This is a genomic window from Leptotrichia sp. oral taxon 218, assembly GCF_018128225.1.
Classification (GTDB): Bacteria; Fusobacteriota; Fusobacteriia; order Fusobacteriales; family Leptotrichiaceae; genus Leptotrichia.
On the sequence record NZ_CP072377.1, the window covers coordinates 428,529 to 451,973 of the forward strand.

Sequence of the window (23,445 nt, forward strand, 5' to 3'; positions counted from 1 at the left end):
ATTTCGTGGCAGGAAAAATTCAATATTTAGGAACAGGAAGAAGAAAAACATCAGTAGCAAGAGTAAGATTAGTACCAGGTGAAACTGGAGTAACAATTAACGGAAAAGAAATGAGAGAATATTTTGGTGGAAGAGAAATCTTAGCTAAAATCGTAGAACAACCATTAGAATTGACAGAAACTTTAAACAAATTTGGAGTAAAAGTTAATGTAAACGGTGGAGGAAATACAGGTCAAGCAGGAGCTATCAGACACGGTGTTTCAAGAGCATTATTAGAAGCTGACGCTGAATTAAGAGGTGCACTAAAAGAAGCAGGATTCTTAACAAGAGATTCAAGAATGGTTGAAAGAAAGAAATACGGGAAAAAGAAAGCAAGAAGAAGTCCACAATTCTCAAAAAGATAATTTTATTATTTCATATATCCTTGAAAACATTAGTTTTCAGGGATTTTTTTATTTTATTAAATAAAGCAAGAACACTCGGGACTTTTAGTCGTGAGATGAATTGCACAAAAATTTAGTAAGCATATGGAAAAATTTTAGTAGATAAAATGTAGAATATATGATATAATATCTTTGATTGAAGACTGTAATGGAGTTTAAATGTTCTAAAGAAAAGTAAAGTTGTGGACTTAAATGTTGTCCTATACAATAGGGGTGAGCTGAACACGCCTAAAAGAATAAGGATAGTTGTTGCGCTATCAAACTTCTTAGAAATTTTTAAATACTTTTAAAGATTTTAAAACCCTGTGGCTTTAGCCGTGGGAGGTTCAGGATAAAAAGAAGTCAAAAATAATAAAAAATAAAGGTAAAAAAAAATAAACCCAACAACGAAGGCTTAAACATAATCGAATTTTATTTGGTTATATTATAGCATATTTTAAAAAAAAGTCAATACAAAAAATATAAATCACAGTTATTAATTTAACTGTGATTTTTTTATGTAAAAAACAGGACAATGGCAATTAAGTTATGACTGTGATAGTATGTTGACAAATTTCAAGAGATGCAATATAATAATTCCGTAGAGAACGGAAAGGAGGTTTAAGCAAAATGACAATAATCGAAAAAATCCATCTACTTGCTAGTATCTGTACAATATTACAATTCGTATATATGATATACAAAGAGTATAAAGACGGAGAAAACAAGAAGAAATAAATATAACAACAAGGGCTATGGTTGCCAGACCCTCTAGCCTTTCTCTACACTTTAGTTATTAAAAGAAAGGGGTAGTTTATATGTATGAAAAGATACAGTTGACACTATCAGTATTAATAATAATTCTTTTTTGTGCATTTTGGATTATGAAATTTCTGAAATGGAAAAAAGGTAAAAAAAAATAAGCCCAACAACAAGGGCTTGACAATAATCGAATTTTATTTGATTATATTATAGCATATTTTAGAAGAAAGTCAATATAAAAAATATAAATCACAGTTATTAATTTAACTGTGATTTTTTATTAATTTTATAAAAAAATATTAAATATAAAATTATAATTATTACAAAATATGAAATTAGTTGTTAGAGGATAATTAGAAATAAAAATATTTGAATGAAAATAGGAAATTTTTCTTTAGTTTTTGTTTTGAGATGTTAGTATTTATGAAATATATGAATATATTAAAAAAAAATATAATTTAATTTTTAATTAAAAGATAATTATTATTTTTTGATTTTTTTTAATTTTATTTTTTTTGTTGCTAGGAAATATAAGGGTAAATGAAAAAAATTCTAAGGAAAAAAATTTTGGGTTGGAATTTTTGATTAAATAGAGGTTAAAAAAATGCGAATATTTTTACTTTTTTTATAAAAAAGTATTGAAATTTTTTAATAAATGTTGTAAAATAAAGGAAAATTATAGGAATCAATAAAATTTTATTAAATTGACACAAAAATAACTCTCTAATTTATGGGAGAATTGTGTATTTAATAAAGTTTGCTATAACTTTTTCTGGGGTTTTGAACAATCCTTTGGGAATTTTGTTTTTTTAGAAAATTTTCAAAAAGAGAAAGAGATTTTCCTTTTTCGTTCTTTTCATGTAAGGAAATTTTGAAATAACTTTGGTAATAGATTCTTTGGCATCATCACTCACTCGCCATCACTCTAAGTTTCTATGAAAAAATTACTTTTAAATTTTCTTGTAAATTATATTTTAAAGGAGTGTTTACATTATGACTAACAATTTAGCTAAAATCGCAAAAGATTTAAGAGCATTTGCTAAAAGATGTAAAGATGTCCACTATTCGGACTCATTATTAATATCTTTTATCTTGTCTGGAATTTTAAGTCTAGCTTCAATTTCATTCTCTGATACTTTTGACAACTTGTCAGATTCACAAAAAGAAGCTGCTATGGAATCAATAAGCGAAATGCGATAGCAAATCAATTACGCAAGAAAGGACAATGACAAGCTAATCAAAGGTTCATCACTTGAACTAGTAAAATTAATGGAACAAGGTGACCAAGTTGTAAAATCACCATGGGGATCTCAACAATTTGGATTTGGTTACACTTACAATTCTTGGGGAACTTCATTCAAAGGTCGTGGAGGAAAACAGAACGATATTAAATATAGAAGAACTAATGATCTGACTAAATATGTATATGATCCAAACTTACATGAATATGGAGCAACTAACTTGCACATTAAAAGAAATAAAGAGCCAGATGCGCTTGTAATTAATCCGGCTAATGTGCATAAATCTTATACGCCGCCTACTGCAACTAGAATGGATACTATGACTATGATTGATGGACCGCAGTTTAATCCACAAATAAAAATTTTAAACGGTGCATATTATGGACTGTATTCGATTAATGTGAATGGACAAGAATATACGGATCCTAAAATAGCAGATGATTACAATGCAGCACAATATAATAGTCTTAATTTAACTACTTCAACTTCTGATCATTCTAATAACCAAAATAATAATACTTCTTCTGGAAGTGCAACATTGACAACTGCATCACCTGGAAATTTAAAAATTGGAGGGTCAACTAATAGAGTTGGATGGTATCATACAGGAACAAGTTGGACTGGTTCAAGTATAAATGCTCTTACTAGAGGGGTAATACATATGTCGGATGTTAATAATTTAACTTCCTCTAGTTATTATATTTCATATTCGAATTTAAATGGTGCTACAGGTGGAAATAATCAATTTTATAATGAACATACAGGTAATTACGGTGAAATTAGTGCAGGTAGTTCAACAGCAGATAAGATATTTTTAGATATTAGTAATAATTTTACTATTAATCCTTCAATTATAAATACTGGAAGTAGAACTTTTGATATTGAATTTAATATAGACAGAGGTAGTGGTTTTACAGCTGTAAAAAATAGTTCTGGAACTTTGAATTTTGTTAATGATGATGGATATACAATTTTTAATATAAATGGAAATAATAATAATGGTATACATAATTTAGGAACTATAGACTATTCAACTGGAAATTATTATAATCAATTCAATATAAATGGAAATAGTAATAATGGTATATATTCTGCTGGAACAGTAAATAGCTCATTTAATACTTTTAATATAAATGGAAATAATAATAATGGTATATATTCTACTGGAACAGCTAATATAACTAATTCTAATTTTAATGTAAATGATGGTGTAGTAAATGGTTACGACTATAACACAGGAGTATTAATCACAAGTGGTTCTAATAGTAGTAATAGTAGTAATTATATTGTGAATGGTAGTCGTTCAAGTGGAATCTTTTTAACAGGAGGTTCAATAACTTCTAGTAGAGATGAAATAAGTGTTGGAGGATCTGAAAGTAATGGAATTTATTTAAGTTCTGGAACAATTTCTTCAACTATCGATAACTATGGTAGAGGATTTATTAAAGTTAGTGGAGGAAGTTCCAATGGTGTATTTGTAAAAAGAGGAGCTACTGTAACTACTGTAGACGATGATTTTACAATTAGTGGAAATGGCTCTAACGGTATTAATATAGAAAGTGGAGCAACAGTAGGTACCGTACAAAGTTCTAGTTTTACTGTTGGTGGTAGCGGTAATGGTTCCAATGGTATTTATGCACAATCAGGTTCAACATTGAGTAATATTAATAGCACAAGTTTTTCTGTAACTGGTAATGGTTCCAATGGAGCTAATTTACAAAATGGATTAGCTACTAATTTTTCTAATATAACAGCTACAGTTTCAGGATCAGGTTCTACAGGAATTACGCTTAATACACAAAAACCACATACTTTTATAGGTGCTAATACTTTTACTGTTTCAGGTGGAAATGCAAGTAGTGGAATTTACTTATATGATAGTGAAGGATTTACTATGAATGCAACAGGAAATGCTGCAAATAGTAGTTTTGATGTATCTAATAATTCAATAGGAGTTGGAATTAATGTAAATGATAGTGTAACTAAAGCTAAAACAATAACTTTCAGTACAGCTTCTACTCCAGGAAATACTCATTATAGAACATACATGAAATTAACTGGTAATGGTAGTAATGGTTCCAATCCAAATACTGAAGGATCTATAGGATTTAATATTCAAAATGGAAGAATGACAAGTGCTGCTACTGATACAAATAAAAAAGTAGAAATTACAGGTATGTTAGATGTTGAGGTAGCAGGTAATAATAATGAATTGTATAAAAATAACAGTTATATAAAGGAATTGAAGATCAGTAATGGAAGTGGTCTAAGTTCAACAGGTACAGCTGATCCTAATGCTATGATAGCAAGCTATAATAATGGGTATGGTTTAATAGATGTTGATGGTGACAGAAATATAGTTTTTTCTAATTTAGGTTTCGTAAAAACTGGTAGTGTTGATTTGAATGCTATTACAATAGATGGAAATAATAATGCTGTTGCGTATTTTGCAGGATCTAATGTTGATTTTAGAAATGCTAGAACAGGAAATGAAGGGAAAATAGGATATTTTGGAATTAGTGATAGTGATGTGATAAAATTACAAGGTTCTATAGGAGGAAATGGTGCAAGTGATGCAAATGTTGGAGTTTATGCTGTTTCTGGTCAACGTAAAGGATTAGGAACATATGATGCCATCGGAGATAATACTAGCGGATCAGGAAATACATTATCTAATTTAAATGTAAGTGATTTAAATATAGGATTTTCTAAGTATTCAACTAATGGAACTTTAGTATATTCAGCAAAAGGGACAGTAGTAGAAGTAAAAAATGATAGTAATAACTATAATAGAGATAAAGCAAGTAATCATGTTAACACAATTTCAGATGGAATAGTTCTTGATAATAAATCTGGAGGAAATTTTTCTCCTTATAAATGGGGTTATACAACTGATTATGATTTAAGATCGACTGGAACAACAATTGCATATTCGAAAGGAGTATGGGATTGGTCTGGATTAATGTACGATAGTACACCCACAGCGCTTACAAATAGTCCTTCAGAAATAATTATTGGTTCAGCTGTTGATATGGCTTCAAAATCAGGTATAGCTTATAGAGCAGAAAAAGGAGGAAAAGTAACTGTAGGTTCTAGTATTCTTAAAAATGGTACTGATAAAATAAATACAAGAGCTGGAGGAACAAATTCAGTAATTGCTTATGCAGATGGTAACAATGTAACGAATGTTAAACATGAAAATAATGGAAATTATGCAAGTAAAAAAGGTAATATCCACATGGATAGTTCTTTAATTGAAATTCAGGGGGATATTGTTGCAGCAGATGATGGAGTATTTAGTTCCAATGTGTTAGGTTCAACAGCTGCTGATAAATTACAAGCCTATAATAATATAGCAGCATATGCTGTTAATGGTGGGGATATTCTTATTAAAACAAGTGGTACTGTTCCGACAGATGCAAAAGAAGCCGATGATACGAAAGATGCTGATAATAAAGGATCATTGATATATGGACTTGGAGCATATGCTTCAGGATCTGGATCAAATGTAATTTATACTTCAGATGGAAACGGTGCAACTATTATATCTGGAACTAAAGGTGCGCTTTATGCTGAAGATAATGGATACATAGAATTTAAAGGTAATATTGTAAATCAAAATAATGATGTAGCAACAGTAATAACAGATACGACTAATGCAACTGTAAAAGTATCTCCTAATAGAAGTGGTACAGGACAAAATTTAATTGGAAGTGATCATAATAATGTTGCACCATTCTTTGTAAAACGTAGTTCTTTCAATGATGAAGCAGCAATAACATTTAATGACACTACTAATATAGATATGTATAACGGTGTTCTATTGGTTGGAAATGAATATTATCATAATAATGCATTATCAAGGGATTACAACAGAGGATTTTCTGATTACTACAAAGGAGCTGGTATACCTGCTACACAAGATGAACAAACTAAATATAAAAATGCAAAATATAGAGGTATGGAAAATGTTAGTGTCAAAATATTATCTAATGATGTTAATTTAGGACTGGTTAACCAATACGGTGAAGAATTAAATTGGGATTCTACTAGAAATGCAAGTAGTACAGGAACAAACTTCTTACAAGGTATTGCAGATTATGCTAAATTAAATAAAATAGAAAATTTTGGTACAAATTCTAAGAGAACTAATAATGAATATTCGTTCTCAACATCACTTATAAATGGTAAATTAAAAGTAACAGCTGATGTTGATTTGGAAGATCATTTAGTAACTGGAAGTGATTCTACAATTACTGGAGCTACAAATAAAAATGCAAATGATCCATTCAATGATATAGCAATGGAAAGTGAACTTGTTACATTTGATAATAATGTAAATGTTGCTGGAGATGTAAAATATTTAGCAGGTAAGAAACAAGGATTAAATATGGCAAATTCTTTATATCGTTGGAATGATGATGATTTGAAGAATAGACGTGAATCAACAGCAAGTTTAGTGAAAACAGAAGCTAAAGATTCAGGATATATATTGAAAAAAGCAAAATTAAATGTATGGGGTGGAAGTGCTAATCCAGGTGACAGTATAACAGGAGTTAATGTTGCTTATGGTACAATTGATAATCAAAAAGACAGTAAAATTTATGTTGATCACGGAAACGGAATCGTTGGAACAGATGGAAGTATCTTGAAAAATGAAGGTAAAATCTATGTAACTGGGAAATATGATCCTGCTACTCAAGCTGGATATACAGGATTAACAGCAACACCAAGAACAGGAGCAACAGTTGAAACTCAAGTAGATTCTACAAAAGGTGAAAATTATGGTATCGTAGGAATTTCTACTCAAAATGTTAGGGAACATCAAAATTATGGTGGAAATAGATATGGAGAAAATAAAGTAGAAATCGAAAATAAAGATGGTAGTATTGAAGTAGATGGTAAATTAGCAGTTGGTATTTATGGAGAAAATATTAATCAATCAGGAACAACTTTTACTGATCAATATGCTAAAAAATCAAATATTAATATAGCTTACGATAACCAAAATTCAACTTCACCAGATGCTATTAAAGTAAACTATGGAGCTGGAACAGCAAGTGGTACGCAAACAGTTAAAGAAAATAAAGCCTTACGAGGTGTTGGTATTGCACTAGTTGAACACGATAAAGATAGAACAGCTGCAAACAGAGGTGGAATTATCACTCTAAACACTCAAAATAAAGGAATTGCAAATACAGCAGATATTTTAACTTTCGAAAATGGTATTGGTATTTATGGTGAAAGTGCAGACATCAGATTCAAAGGAGATTCTACTGGACTTACTGTTGATACAGGAAGCGACGGAGCAGGAGTTTGGGTAACTGATGATTCAAATATTTCAAGCCATGCAGATAGAATTGCAGGAGCAAAAACATTAAATTACAACTATAAAGGATATGACAATAAAAAAGGATTTGCAATGGTATTTGGAAGCACAGATTCAAACAATACTTATGGTGGAACAAATGCAACAAACTATATGGACATCAAATTTAACAACAATGGCGATGCAGGTGTAACATTGGCAATTGAAAAATCTAAAACTGCACCAGGTGCAGCAGCGCCAGTAATTACAGCTGGAACAGGAACATACAAAGGAATCGCAGGAATCCTAGTAAACACAGATAAAGGAAGATTAGACACAGTAACAAACTACGGAGATATCAAGGAAGATACATCAAAAACTCATGTAAGATCTTACGGTGCGGTTGTAAACAGCGGAAACTTCGTAAACTGGGGTAACATCGAATTATCTGATTCATTGTTGTCAGATGCAGCAAATGTTGAAAAGAATGACCTTAAAAAAGTAAATGTAGGTATTTTGGCTAATGACCATGAAAATGGAAGAGCAAACACTTACATAGAAAGTCACGGAGACATCAAAGTTGGAACAACTTCTAACCAAAATGTCGGAGGATTTGGAATTTACGGTTACAATGTAACAACAGGACCAAAAGCTGACGGAAGTGAAAGTACAATTACAATTAACAGAAACAGCTACGGTGTTTACTCTGGAGACGGAACTGTAAACATTCAAAAAGGAACTAAATTATTAGTTGGTAACGACACAGTCTTAGGACACGAACAAACAACAAAAGGAACTTCTAGTGCAGCAGGAGCTTACCCAATTAACAGACAAACTGCCTACACAGCAGCAACTGACTTATTGCCAGGAAGAACAACAGATGCGGCAGTCGGAGTTTATATTGGAAGCAACGAAAACTTGTCTAAACAAAATAGAAATGTTGATGTAAGTGCTAACATGGATATTGACAGATATTCATACGGTATCGTTTTAGCTGAAAACAACGGTGGTGCAACTACAAATGTAACAATTGGTAGTCCAACTTACTCACCAACAATTAACTTAGCTTCAAACACTAAAGCTGGTGGACAAGTTAAATCACATGTTCCAACTAACCCAGCAATACCTGAAGAAGTTTACGAACAAGGTAACGCAGTATACTACTACTCAGCTGATAAAAACTCTAAAGGTACAACTTATGCAAATATAACAATGAACGGAGATTACAACACAGCTTACCGTACAGCAGGAAGCATTGATAACCACGGAATAATTGATTTAAGAAGTCAATGGGATATTGCAAATCCAACAGTTGATAAGACTACAGGAGAAACAATAAACTTAGGATATGGAAACTTAGGTATCGTTTCAGAAAATCCTGATATAGCTTCAACAAACTACGGTAAAATTATTACAGGAATGTCTGATACGCAAAATATGAGATATTCAGCAGCAATGGCAGCAGGTAGAAATGTTTATGATTCAAACAATACTTTTGTTAAGACAGAAGCTGACGGATATGTAATAAATAGAGGAAACATTGTAGTTCAAGCAAAAGATGGAATTGGAATGTTCGCAACTGGTTCTCGTTCAAGAGCAATTAACTATGGTAACATCGAATTAATTGGAGATAATTCAACAGGTATGTACTTAGACCGTGGAGCAATTGGAGAAAACTACGGAACAATCGAAGGTAGTGCAAATAACCTTAGAGGTGTGGTTGCAATAAATGGAGGTTACATTAAGAACTATGGTACAATTAATGTAACAGGACAAAATTCTAATGGAATTGTAACTGACAGTTCAAGATTTATCGTTGATGCAAACGGAAATCCAGTTAAAATATTGAGTCCAACAGATGCGCAATATACTTCTTCACAAGCTACAACAGCTGGACAAAATAATGGAAAAGACGGATCTAAGGATCTATACGGTGGAAAAGAAAACTCAATAGCTGAATATACTTCAGGAAATCCTAAGACAACTGGTGTTGGAACAACTATTGCAATGCCAAGCGTAGTACCGATGACAACTATTACAGTTGATGGAGTAAACACTCCAATCTTCACAGTTGACACAGATGCAGCAACACAAGGTCAATGGGGAGAAAAAATTTCAATTACAAGCAGTATTCAAACTGGTGGAACAAGAATAATCGATCTATCTCAATTAGATGGATGGGGTAACAAGATGTGGAATAACTATCATACAGACCAGTTATCAGAAGTTACATCAATTGGAATGTATGTAGATACATCAGGAGTTAAATACAGTAACCCAATTAATGGAATTCAAAACTTGAAAAACTTAGGAGAAGTAAACTTATACTTCGGATCTGAAGCAACATTGTATACTAATGCAAAAGCTATAAGATTGGGAACTAATATTTTAAAACCATTTAATGATTCACTTACTAACTTACCTGGTGGAGCTGTAGTAAATCCATTATCTGCAAGTTTAACTTGGCAAGTAGCAGCAAAACTTGACGATAAGAACCAATTGACAGATGTTTACATGAGTAAAGTTCCTTACCATTCATTTGCATTCGATGATGATACTTCACTTGTAAACTTCACAAACAACTTGGATAATGTGTATGAAATCGTTGATTTCCATACTAACGAAAAAGAAATCTTCAATAAATTAAACAGCTTAGGAAATGGAGAAGGACACATTTTAGCACAAGCGTTTGATCAAATGAGAGCGCATATTTATGGTGGAATCCAACAAAGAACTGTAGCTACTGAAAAAGTATTCGATTCTCAAGTTAGCGGAGTTATGAGCGGCAACGGAATGGTTGGAAACCCTTCTAAAGATTCAACTAAGTATAAAGCATTTGGAGAAAGAGGAGAATACAAGACTGATACAAAAGGAATCCCTGATTATGAAAATTACGCTGGAGGATTTGTAGCAGTTCACGAAGGTGAATCAATTTACAAAGGTGAAAAACATGGTTGGTACACAGGTGTAGTTGACAACAACTTCTCATTCAAAGATATTGCTAGATCTCATGAAAATCAAGCTATGATTAAAGGTGGATTATTCAAAACAACTCCATTTGATGTAAACGGAGAATTTACTTGGACAATCGCTGGAGAAGGATACTTCGGAAGAACAGATACAAACCGTAGATTCTGGGTAGTTGACAAACAATATGATGCGGAAGCTCATTACTATACTTACGGTGTAGCTCTTAAAAATGAATTAGCTAAATCATTCAGATTAAGTGAAGGATTTGCAATTAAACCACATGTAGGAATTGACCTAGAATACGGAAGATATAGTTCATTCCATGAAGATGGAACAATGTCATTGGATGTTAAAGGAAATGATTATCATTCAATCAAACCAAACTTAGGTGTTGACTTTACATACAAACAACCTGTATTCAAAAAATCAATGTTTGTTGCAAGTTTAGGTTTAGGATATGAAAAAGAATTAGGAAGAGTAAATGATGTGACAAATGAAGCAAGAATTCAAGGAGCATGGACAGACTACTTCTCAATTCGTGGAGATAAAGAAAACAAAAAAGGAAACTACAAAGCTGATCTAAACTTAGGAATAGACAACGGAAGACTTGGATTTACAGTAAACGCTGGATATGATTCAACTGGTAAAAACTTCAGAGGTGGAGCTGGACTTAGATTTATATTCTAGTAAAAACTTTGTAGAAAAAAGTTCATAAAATGATTAATACATTAAAAAAATGGGAATTTAAGTTTTTGAGAACTTAGGTTCTCATTTTTTGCTTAAAAATTTAAAAAAAATACTTGATTTTTTTTGAAAAATAATGTATAATTATACTTGATAGTAAATAGTGAAAATAATTAAATTATTTAACTATAACCAAAGACAGTAGGTAGAATGGAAGTTCATAAAATCCTACCGAGGTAGTTGTAATGAATTATTGGAAGATTTAATAAAAATTCTTAGATAGATTTCGTTATAATAATACCTCTGGCTTATTGTTTTTGTTTCAGAGGCTTTTTTATTTGAGGAGGTGAACAAATTGCCAGCACAAGCAAAATTAGATGCAGTTAAAGAATTAACTGAGAAATTAAAAGATGCAAAAGCTATGGTTTTTGTTGATTATAAAGGAATCAGTGTTAATGAAGACACAGAACTTCGTAAAAATGCTAGAGAATCAAAAGTCGAATATTTCGTAGCGAAAAATAGACTTGTGAAAATTGCATTAAAAGAAGTTGGAATTGAAGAAGATTTTGATGACTTGTTAGAAGGAACAACATCTTTCGCAGTAGGTTACGAAGATGGAGTTGCACCATCAAAATTAATTTATGAATTTGGAAACAAATTAAAAGACAAATTAGTAATCAAAGGTGGAATGGTTGATGCAAAAAGAGTTGATGTTAAAACTGTAGAAGCATTAGCAAAATTACCATCAAGAGAAGAATTACTTGGTCAAATTGCTTACGGATTGTTATCGCCAGTTAGAATGTTAGCTGTAGCATTAACAAATGTAGCAGAACAAAAAGAAAATGGAGAACCAGCTGCTGAATAGTAAGCTGAAAAAATTTAAAATAAAAATAATTTAGGAGGAAATAAAATAATGGCATTTAATAAAGATCAATTTATAGAAGACTTAAAAGCTATGTCTGTATTAGAATTAAAAGAAGTAGTTGAAGCTATTGAAGAAACATTTGGAGTATCTGCACAACCAGTTGCAGTAGCAGGAGGAGCCGCAGCAGGAGGAGCCGCTGAAGAAAAAACTGAATTTGATGTAATCCTAGTATCTCCAGGAGGAGCTAAATTAGCAGTAATTAAAGAAGTAAGAGCAATTACAGGATTGGGATTAAAAGAAGCTAAAGAATTAGTTGAAGCTGGAGGAAAAGCAGTTAAAGAAGGAGCATCTAAAGAAGAAGCTGAAGAAATTAAAGGTAAATTAGAAGCTGCAGGAGCAACTGTTGAATTAAAATAGTTCACTTAAGCCAAATCAATAGTTAAGACACTCTTTTGAAAGAACAGGGAGTGTCTTTTTCCACTATTTTGCGTTTGAATATAAAAATTAAAGTATATTTATTGGATTTTTACAATTTGATAAATATATTTTGGAATATAAAGAGAAAATCGTATAAATACGGTCTTTTTTGTATTAATTTTTATGTTGAAAAAAATTTAAAATTTAATTATTTTGTGGATTTTGAAAATAATTAAATATAAAAATCAAATTAAATAAGAACATTCAAGTAAAGTTTAATTTTAGAATTTAATTTTAATAAAAGTGAATATGTTCTATGACAGGGAGGAATTTTTTAAATGGACAAACTTATTGAAAGATATAGTTTTGGAAAAATAGTAGACAGAGGGGAAATGCCACATTTTTTAGAGTTTCAGATAAATTCTTACGAAGACTTTTTACAGACAAAATTGCCACCTCAAAAAAGAGAAAATAAAGGATTTGAGTCAATTTTTAACGAAATTTTTCCAATTGAATCAAGCAACGGACTGCTAAAATTGGAATACTTGTGGTATGAAATTCACGAAAATGACGAGCCATTAAACGACGAACTAGAGTGTAAAAAAAGAGGTAAGACATATTCCGGTCAATTAAAAGTTAGATTAAAATTAACTAATAAAAGAACAGGAGAAATTCAGGAAACACTAGTTCATTTTGGAGATATACCACTTATGACAGATAAAGCGACATTCATTATAAATGGTGCAGAAAGAGTTGTTATTTCACAGCTTCATAGATCTCCAGGAATAACTTTTAATAAAGAATTAAACATTCAGACAGGAAAAGATGTATTTATCGGAAAGATAATTCCTTATAAAGGAACTTGGCTTGAGTTCGAAACGGATAAAAATGATGTTCTTAATGTAAAAATTGATAGAAGGAAGAAGGTTTTACTTCCAGTTTTCTTAAAAGCAGTTGATTTTTTTGAATCAAACGAACAAATTATGGATGAATTTTTTGAAGCGAAAACTGTTGATTTATCGGAAATTTATGAAAAATATAAAGGGAACGAATTAGATGATGTTTTGCGTTCGAAACTGGAAGGAAGTTTTGTAAGAGAAGATGTAATTGATGAGGAAACAGGAGAATTTATTGTTGAATCTAAAGAATTGATTGACGGAGTTGTCATTGAAAAAATATTGGATGAAAAACTTCAAAAACTTGATATTTGGGAAGTTAAACCTGAAGATAGAATTATTGCAAATGCTATGTTAAATGATAGCACAACAACAAATGACGAAGCTGTAATTGAAGTGTTTAGAAAATTAAGACCAGGGGATTTGGTTACAGTTGACAGTGCCAGATCGCTTGTAAAACAAATGTTTTTTAATCCACAAAGATATGATTTAGCCGATGTGGGAAGATATAAAATTAACAAAAGACTTAAAATTAATGTGCCAGAAGACGAAATTGTACTTACAAAAGAAGATGTTTTACATACAATTGAATATGTAAAAAATCTTGTGAGCGGAGAAGGATTTACAGATGATATTGACAACTTGTCAAACCGTCGTGTAAGAGGAGTTGGAGAGCTACTTTCAATTCAAATAAAAGGTGGAATGTTAAAAATGTCTAAAATGGTAAGAGAAAAAATGACTATTCAAGACATTACAACTTTAACGCCACAAAGTTTGTTAAATACAAAACCATTGAATGCTTTAATTCTTGAGTTTTTTGGAAGCGGACAATTATCTCAATTTATGGATCAGTCAAATCCGTTGTCAGAATTGACTCATAAAAGAAGAATTTCTGCGTTAGGACCTGGAGGACTTTCAAGAGATAGAGCAGGATTTGAGGTGCGTGATGTTCACAATTCTCACTATGGTAGAATTTGTCCAATAGAAACGCCAGAAGGACCGAATATCGGACTTATTGCTTCACTTTCAACTTATGGGAAAGTTAATAAATATGGATTTATCGAAACTCCGTTTGTAAAAATTAAAAATGGTAAAGCAGATTTTGATGACATCGAATATTTGGCGGCAGATGAAGAAGAAGGATTATTTATCGCACAAGCAGATACTCCAATTGACAAAGATGGAAACTTTTTGACAGATGAAGTTGTTTGCCGTTATGGAGATGAAATTGTGCATATTGACAAATCTAAAGTTGATATTTTGGATGTGTCACCTAAGCAGTTAGTATCAGTTTCAGCAGGATTAATACCGTTTTTGGAACACGATGATGCCAATCGTGCGTTAATGGGATCAAATATGCAGCGTCAAGCTGTGCCGTTACTTAAAACAGAAGCTCCTTATGTGGGAACTGGACTTGAGAGAAAAGTTGCCGTGGATTCTGGAGCAGTGATTACTTCACAAGCGACTGGAACAGTTACTTATGTCGACGCCAGAAAAATAGTTGTGACAGATGATGAAGGAAAAGAATATTCACACAGACTTTTAAACTTTGAAAAATCAAATCAGTCTATGTGTCTGCATCAAAAACCAATTACTGATTTGGGAGCAAAAGTTAAAAAAGGTGATATAATTGCCGATGGACCATCAACAGCTGGTGGGGATTTAGCGCTTGGAAAAAATATTTTACTTGCGTTTATGCCTTGGGAAGGATACAATTTTGAAGATGGAATTTTGATTTCAGAAAGACTTCGTAAAGACGATGTATTTACTTCGATTCATATTGAACAATTTGACACAGAAGCTAGAACGACAAAATTGGGAGATGAAGAAATTACGAGAGAAATTCCTAATGTATCTGAAGAAGCGCTTAAAAATCTGGATGAAAATGGAATTATAAGAATTGGTGCGCATGTTGTGCCAGATGATATTTTGGTTGGAAAGGTTACACCTAAAGGGGAAACTGAACCACCTGCAGAAGAAAAACTGCTTCGTGCAATTTTTGGAGAAAAAGCAAAAGATGTGAGGGATACTTCGCTTAGACTTCCACACGGAGTTAAAGGAACAGTTGTCGATGTATTGGAGCTAACTAAAGAAAATGGAGATGACTTAAAAGCTGGAGTAAATAAATTAATTAGAATTTACATCGCTGAAAAAAGAAAGATAATGGTTGGAGATAAGATGTCTGGACGACATGGAAATAAAGGGGTAATTTCAAGAGTGTTGCCAATTGAAGATATGCCACATTTGGAAGATGGAACACCAATTGATGTCTGCCTTAACCCGCTTGGGGTGCCATCTCGTATGAATATTGGACAGGTACTGGAAGTTCACTTGGGACTTGCAATTGGAGATATTAACAAATATATTGCAACACCTGTATTTGATGGTGCTAGTGAAGATGATGTGAAAAAATACTTGGAAGAAGCTGGATATAGCAGAACTGGTAAAGTAAAATTAATTGACGGAAGAACAGGAAAACCTTTTGACAATCCTGTCACAGTTGGAAGAATGTATATGTTAAAACTTCACCACTTGGTAGAAGATAAAATGCACGCCAGAGCAATTGGACCATATTCACTTGTCACTCAGCAGCCACTTGGAGGAAAAGCTCAGTTTGGTGGACAAAGACTTGGAGAAATGGAAGTCTGGGCACTGGAAGCCTACGGTGCGTCAAGTATTTTACAAGAAATGTTGACTGTAAAATCGGATGATATAAGTGGAAGAACAAAAACTTACGAAGCGATTGTAAAAGGAGAAGCAATGCCAGAAGCAGATGCACCAGAATCATTTAGAGTGTTAATTAAAGAGTTCCAGTCACTTGGATTAGATGTAGCTCTTTATGATAAAGATGGACAACAAATTGAACTAGATAAAAATGTTGATGCATAAAAAAATAAAAAAGTTTGCCACTTTCTTTTAAAAAAAGTGGAATAAATATATTGAGGAGGCTCTTATTAATGAGTATAAGAGATTTTGATAGTATTCAAATAAAACTGGCATCGCCGGAAAAAATATTGGAATGGTCATATGGAGAAATAACAAAAGCGGAAACAATAAACTATAGAACACTTAAACCTGAGATGGAAGGGCTTTTCTGCGAGAGAATATTTGGACCATCGAAAGACTACGAATGTGCGTGTGGAAAATACAAAAGAATGCGTTATAAAGGGATAGTCTGTGAAAAATGTGGAGTTGAAGTAACTACTTCAAAAGTTCGTCGTGAAAGAATGGGTCATATTAAACTTGCTACACCAATTGCACATATTTGGTATTCTAAAGGAACACCTAATAAAATGAGTCTTTTACTTGGAATAAGTACAAAAGAACTGGAATCAGTTTTGTATTTCTCAAGATATATTGTAACTGATGCAGGAGAAACTGGACTTGAAAAAGGTAAGATTTTGACAGATAGAGAATATAAGTTATATGAAAGTCAATTTAAAAACGGATTTACGGCAAAAATGGGTGCTGAAGGAGTTTTAGCGCTGTTAGAAGAAATTGATTTGAAAGAATTAGAAAAAAAACTGGAAAATGAAATGGATACGGAACATTCATCTCAAAAGAGAAAAAAAGTTATAAAAAGACTAAAAATAGTAAGAGATTTGATACTTTCTGGAAATAGACCTGAATGGATGATTTTGACAGTGCTTCCTGTAATTCCTGCTGATTTAAGACCAATGGTTCAGCTTGATGGAGGAAGATTTGCAACTTCAGATTTAAATGACTTGTATAGAAGAGTAATTAACAGAAATATAAGACTTAAAAAATTGATGTCAATAAAAGCACCTGAAATTGTCATAAAAAATGAAAAAAGAATGCTTCAGGAAGCAGTTGATGCCTTAATTGACAACGGTCGTCGTGGAAAACCAGTTGTAACTCAAAACAACAGAGAGTTAAAATCACTATCTGATATGTTAAAAGGAAAACAAGGTAGATTTAGACAAAATTTATTAGGAAAAAGGGTTGATTATTCAGGAAGATCGGTTATTGTCGTTGGACCAAGCTTGAAAATGAATCAATGTGGTCTTCCTAAAAAGATGGCACTTGAGCTTTATAAACCATTTTTGATGAGAGAATTGGTAAAAAGAGAGCTGGCATCTAATGTGAAAATTGCCAAAAAGATGGTTGAAGAAGAAGACGAAAATGTATGGGAATTGATCGAAGAAATTATTAAAAATCATCCTGTGCTGTTAAATCGTGCGCCAACATTGCATAGATTGTCAATTCAAGCGTTTCAGCCAATTTTGATAGAAGGAAAAGCTATAAGACTTCATCCGCTTGTATGTTCTGCATTTAATGCCGATTTTGATGGAGATCAAATGGCAGTTCACTTGGTGCTTTCACAAGAAGCACAGATGGAAGCAAAATTATTAATGTTAGCGACAAACAATATTATTGCACCATCAAGTGGAAAACCAATTGCAGTACCGTCTCAAGATATGGTCATGGGATGTTATTATATGACTAAAGAGAAAAAAGGTGCAAAAGGGGAAGGAAAATTATTTTCTAACAGAAATCAATTGATAACTGCTTATCAAAGTGGGAAAGTGTCAGTTCATGCTATGGTAAAAGTGAGAGTGGAAGATGAATTGCTTGACACAACTCCTGGAAGATTGATGTTTAACTTGATCTTGCCAAAAGAAGTTAGAAATTATGGAATTACATTTGGAAAAAAAGAATTGGCAAAATTAATTGCTGAACTTTATAAAAGATATGGATTTGAGAAAACTTCAAGTTTATTAGATGATATTAAAGAATTTGGATACCATTATGGTACACTTGCTGGAATTACAGTTGGAATTGAAGATTTGAAAATCCCTGAAACTAAAAAAGAAATACTTGAAAATGCTGAAAAAGATGTGGCAGAAGTCGAAAAACAATATAAAGCTGGAGAAATTATTAACGAAGAAAGATATAGAAAAACAGTGGGTATTTGGGCAGAAGCTACTGAAAAAGTAACAAAAGATATGATGGATAACCTTGATGAATTTAATCCAGTTTATATGATGGCGAATTCAGGAGCCAGAGGATCAATTGCGCAAATGCGTCAACTTGGTGGAATGCGTGGACTTATGGCGGATACGCAAGGTAGAATCATTGAAATGCCGATTAAAGCCAACTTTAGGGAAGGTCTTAACATCTTGGAATTCTTTATGTCATCACATGGAGCAAGAAAAGGACTTGCCGATACAGCACTAAGAACGGCGGATTCAGGATATTTGACAAGAAGACTTGTTGATATTTCGCACGAAGTTATTGTAAACCACGATGACTGTGGATGTGAACATGGAATTGTCGTATCGGACTTGATGGATGCTGGGGAAGTTATTGAAAAATTAAGTGAAAGAATTTATGGAAGAAATTTAGCGAAAGATTTAGTTCATAATGGAGAAGTTATTGCAACTAGAAATACTTTAATTGATGATGAATTAATTAAAAAAATTGAAGAATTGGATATTCGTGAAGTAGAAATTAGAACACCTTTGACTTGTAAATTGGAAAAAGGTGTTTGTAGAAAATGTTACGGGCTTGACTTATCTAATCATAAGGAAATTTTAAAAGGGGAAGCAGTTGGAGTTATTGCAGCTCAATCAATTGGAGAACCTGGTACACAGCTTACAATGCGTACTTTCCATACTGGAGGAGTTGCCACAGCGGCTTCAGTTCAATCTGACTACAAAGCGGATGTTGCTGGAAAAGTTAAATTTAGAGGTATTTCTACACTTGTAAATGAAGAAGGAAAAGAAATTGTTGTTTCTCAAAATGGGCGTCTAATAATAGGAAAACATAGATATGAAATTCAATCTGGTTCAGTTTTACATGTAAAAGATGGAGATACAGTTAAAAAAGGACAAGTTTTAGTTGAATTTGATCCTTATCAAACACCAATTATTACATCTGAAGAAGGTAAAGTGGAATTTAGAGATATTTATGTAAGAGAAAACATTGATGTAAAATATGGAGTTACTGAAAAAGTAGCTATAAAACCTGTGGAAAGCAGCGATGTAAACCCTAGAATCATAATTTACACAAAAGATGACAGAAGAGTGGAATATGCAGTTCCTTATGGAGCATATTTAATGGTAAATGAAGGAGATCATGTTAAAAAAGGTCAAACTATTACAAAAATCTTGAAAACAGGAGAAGGAAATAAGGATATTACTGGAGGTCTTCCTCGTGTACAAGAGTTGTTTGAAGCAAGAAATCCTAAAGGAAAAGCTATTTTGTCAGAATTTGCAGGGCGTGTTGTGTTCTCAGATAAAAAGAAAAAGGGTATGAGATTAATCTTGATTGAAGATCCTGAAACTGGAGAATTGATTCAAGAATATACAGTTCCTGTGGGAGAACATCTGGTTGTAACTAACGAAATGCTGATTGAAAAAGGTGCTAAAATTACAGATGGACCAGTTTCACCTCACGATATTTTGAAAATTAAAGGGCTTGTGGAAGCACAGCAATTTATACTTGAGTCTGTACAACAAGTTTATCGTGAACAAGGGGTTACAGTAAATGACAAACACATTGAAATAATTGTTAAACAGATGTTCCAAAAAGTAAAAATTAAAGAAGTTGGAGATTCTCTATTCTTAGAAGATGAATTAATTGAAAAGAAAATTGTTGAAAGAGAAAATGAAAAATTAATTTCAAATGGTAAAAATCCTGCAACTTATGAACCTGTAATACAAGGTATTACAAAAGCGGCAGTAAACACAGAAAGTTTCATTTCAGCAGCGTCGTTCCAAGAAACTACAAAAGTATTGGCAAATGCAGCAGTTGAAGGAAAAATTGACAAACTTGAAGGAATGAAAGAAAATGTTATAATTGGTAAGAGAGTGCCAGGAGGAACTGGATTTAAAGACTATTTATATTTGGATGCAAGATTAAAATCTGACATTGTACAAGAAGCACAAGATGAAGATCAAATATTAGAAGATGAAGTTAAACCTAGTGAAAACGAAGAAACTTCTGGTGAAGAATAGGAACATTTTTTAAAAAATAAGGGAAATTTTAAATTTCCCTTATCTCATTAATATGAAGTTAGTTTTTAGCTCCAAATAATTTAGAACAAATGAGGAGATTTTATTAAATAGTACAAGAACACTCGCGACGCAAGGAATGAGATGAATTGTACGAAAATTTTAGTAAGCATATAGGGAAACTTGTATGTAGACACGGAGCAAAACCGTGCAACAAAGAAACTGAATTGCTGGGAACTCTTAAAGCTAGTATAACCACAACATAATACCTAGGTAATAATATATGGTATAAGTGTGATGGTGGCGAAAGCAGAAAAAATATACTAGATGGTGCAAGGTTAAATCCTAAACATTATGATAATAGACAATCAGCAGCTAATCCTGAAAAGGAAAGTTCAACGACTATCCCTCGTGAGGGGAGTACAATACAAGCGATTGGTATTGGAAGTGGTTTCGCCTAAGGTGCCAAAATACACTATGGATAAGATATAGTCTGTGCTTGTTAGAGATAACAAGAAGTTCATGAGAGAACTGCATAAGTAGTAGCGTACTTATGTGAACGACGCTTCCCGCTGTTGTGGGGTTTTAAAAACTTTAAAAATATTTAAAAATAAATAAAAAATATTACTTTTTTGACAGATAAAATGTAGAATACATGGTATAATATCTCTGATGAAAAGGAGGTGATTATATATGTATTTAACATTAAGACAACAGGTAAAACATCTTAGTAAAAATGAGTTTAGGAATTTAAAATGTTTATCTCATATAGCCAAGAACTTAACTAATGAAGCTATATATAATATTAGACAGTATTATTTTAATAAGAAAAAGTATTTAAGTTATAATGAAAACTATAAAATGCTTAAAAATAGTGAGAACTATAAAAAATTAAATTCTAATATGGCTCAACAAATTCTAAAAGAAGTAGACGGAAGTTTCAAATCATTTTTTGGACTTTTGAAACTTGCTAAAAATGGTCAATATGATAATAAAAAAATAAAATTACCTAAATATCTTGATAAAGATGGTTTTACAACTCTTATTATAGGTTTTGTAAGATTAAAAGATGATATTCTGATAGTTCCTTATTCAAATTCGTTTAAGAAAACTCATCAGGAAGTTAAAATTAAGCTACCACCAGTATTAAAAGGCAAGAAGATAAAAGAGATTAGAATAATACCAAAACAACATTCTAGGTACTTTGAAATTCAATATACTTACGAGGTAGAAGAAGTTCAAAGGGAATTAAATAAAGAAAATGTACTAGGAATTGATTTAGGTATAGATAATCTTTGTACTTGTGTAACTAATAACGGAGCATCATTCATAATAGATGGTAGAAAATTAAAATCAATAAATCAATACTATAATAAGATAAATGCAAAATTGCAAAGCATTAAAGATAAGCAAAAGATAGAGCATATAACATTAAGGCAAAAAAGAATAGTTAGAAAAAGAAATAATCGTATAAATGATTATCTTTCAAAAGCAGCAAGAATAATAATAAATTATTGTCTTAACAATGATATAGGAAAACTAGTTCTAGGATATAACGAGGATTTTCAAAGAAAATCAAATATAGGAAGCATAAATAATCAAAATTTTGTAAATATACCATATGGAAAATTAAGAGATAAATTAATATATCTATGTAAACTATATGGAATAGAATTTAAACTGCAAGAAGAGAGTTATACATCGAAAGCAAGTTTCTTTGATGGAGATGAGATTCCAATATATGATAAAGAAAATCAAAAAGAATATATATTCAGTGGAAAAAGGATAAAAAGAGGACTATATCAAACAAGTAAAGGCTATCAATTAAATGCAGATTGTAACGGAGCATTAAATATATTAAGAAAAAGTAAAGTTGTGGACTTAAGCGTCCTATACAATAGAGGTGAGCTGAACACACCTAGAAGAATAAGGGTAGTGTAAAGCTATCAAACTTCTTAGAAAATTTTTGAATATTTTTAAAGATTTTAGAACCCTGCGACTTTATCGTGGGAGGTTCAGGAAAGGGAAATTAATTATTGTTTCAGGACCATCTGGGTCGGGGAAATCAACAGTTACAAAGATTGTAAAAGATAAGCTAAATATTCCACTTTCAATTTCTGCAACTACAAGAAAGCCTAGAAATGGGGAAATTGACGGAAAAGATTATTATTTTTTGACAAAAGAAGAATTTTTACAAAAAATAAAAAATGATGAATTTTATGAGTATGCGAATGTTCATGGAAATTATTATGGGACATTGAAAAAAGCTGTGGAAGACAATTTAGAAAAAGGGATTAATGTCATTTTAGAAATTGATGTTCAAGGTGCCTTAATTGCGAAGGAAAAGAAAAAAGATGCTGTTTTAGTCTTTTTTAAAACAGAAAATTTGGAAGTGCTGGAAAATAGACTTAGAAACAGAAAGACAGACAGTGACGAAGTCATTGAACTAAGACTTAAAAATGCTCAAAAAGAACTGGAATATGAAAAAGAATATGATTATGTTGTGATAAACAAAGAAATAGAACAGTCTTGCAACGATTTAATAAAAATTATAAATTTATAAATTCTGAAAGGAGAAAGTTTTTAAAAAAACTTTTTAAAACAATGAAAAAAGAAAAAATAACAATAGATGAATTATTGGAAAAAGTGCCAAATAAATATGAGTTAGCAATTATAGCAGGAAAAATTGCAAAAGTAGAATTAAAAAAAGATAAATCAAAATTTGAAGTTATGGATGATGTTTTTTCTGACATTATGAATGATGAAGTTGAAGTTATTTATAATAACAAAAAAGAAGAAGATGAAGAAAATTAAAAATTTTTTTAATAAAGTATTGACTATTTTAAAAATCAAATTATACTTATAGTGTAACATCTAAAAATTATTTAAAGAAATCCCTTAGA

11 protein-coding genes and 1 other annotated feature are annotated in these 23,445 nt (G+C 31.7%); all 11 genes read left to right on the forward strand.

Annotated elements, in window-relative coordinates:
• The first annotated feature begins 5 nt into the window (after positions 1-5).
• Positions 6-404, forward strand: a complete 399-nt coding sequence (gene rpsI, locus J5A73_RS02120) for a 30S ribosomal protein S9 (RefSeq protein WP_211616210.1) — start codon at positions 6-8, stop codon at positions 402-404.
• Between the two features lie 1,773 nt (positions 405-2,177).
• Positions 2,178-2,384 carry a hypothetical protein gene (locus J5A73_RS02125; RefSeq protein WP_211616212.1) on the forward strand — a complete coding sequence of 69 codons (207 nt, stop codon included), beginning with the start codon at positions 2,178-2,180 and terminating at the stop codon, positions 2,382-2,384.
• A 3-nt stretch (positions 2,385-2,387) separates the two neighbouring features.
• A complete protein-coding gene (locus J5A73_RS02130) occupies positions 2,388-11,390 on the forward strand; it encodes an autotransporter-associated N-terminal domain-containing protein (protein ID WP_211617246.1) in 9,003 nt (3,000 codons plus the stop codon).
• 171 nt (positions 11,391-11,561) lie between these two features.
• Positions 11,562-11,732 (forward strand) — a sequence feature (ribosomal protein L10 leader region).
• A gap of 10 nt (positions 11,733-11,742) precedes the next feature.
• Positions 11,743-12,252: a 50S ribosomal protein L10 gene (rplJ, locus tag J5A73_RS02135; protein WP_211616214.1), complete on the forward strand. Its 510-nt coding sequence runs from the start codon at positions 11,743-11,745 to the stop codon at positions 12,250-12,252.
• Positions 12,253-12,300: 48 nt separating this feature from the next.
• Positions 12,301-12,669, forward strand: a complete 369-nt coding sequence (gene rplL / locus J5A73_RS02140) for a 50S ribosomal protein L7/L12 (protein WP_211616216.1) — start codon at positions 12,301-12,303, stop codon at positions 12,667-12,669.
• A 338-nt stretch (positions 12,670-13,007) separates the two neighbouring features.
• Positions 13,008-16,454, forward strand: a complete 3,447-nt coding sequence (gene rpoB, locus J5A73_RS02145) for a DNA-directed RNA polymerase subunit beta (RefSeq protein WP_211616219.1) — start codon at positions 13,008-13,010, stop codon at positions 16,452-16,454.
• A 68-nt stretch (positions 16,455-16,522) separates the two neighbouring features.
• The gene (gene rpoC, locus J5A73_RS02150) at positions 16,523-20,545 is read left to right on the forward strand and encodes a DNA-directed RNA polymerase subunit beta' (protein ID WP_211616221.1); all 4,023 of its coding nucleotides are present in this window, start codon (positions 16,523-16,525) and stop codon (positions 20,543-20,545) included.
• A gap of 146 nt (positions 20,546-20,691) precedes the next feature.
• Positions 20,692-20,808 carry a MarR family transcriptional regulator gene (locus J5A73_RS02155; protein ID WP_080667958.1) on the forward strand — a complete coding sequence of 39 codons (117 nt, stop codon included), beginning with the start codon at positions 20,692-20,694 and terminating at the stop codon, positions 20,806-20,808.
• 427 nt (positions 20,809-21,235) lie between these two features.
• A complete protein-coding gene (locus J5A73_RS02160; RefSeq protein ID WP_211616223.1) occupies positions 21,236-22,483 on the forward strand; it encodes an RNA-guided endonuclease TnpB family protein in 1,248 nt (415 codons plus the stop codon).
• 31 nt (positions 22,484-22,514) lie between these two features.
• A complete protein-coding gene (gmk, locus tag J5A73_RS02165) occupies positions 22,515-23,105 on the forward strand; it encodes a guanylate kinase (RefSeq protein ID WP_249069456.1) in 591 nt (196 codons plus the stop codon).
• Positions 23,106-23,146: 41 nt separating this feature from the next.
• Positions 23,147-23,356 carry a DNA-directed RNA polymerase subunit omega gene (gene rpoZ / locus J5A73_RS02170; RefSeq protein ID WP_211616225.1) on the forward strand — a complete coding sequence of 70 codons (210 nt, stop codon included), beginning with the start codon at positions 23,147-23,149 and terminating at the stop codon, positions 23,354-23,356.
• Positions 23,357-23,445: the final 89 nt, after the last annotated feature.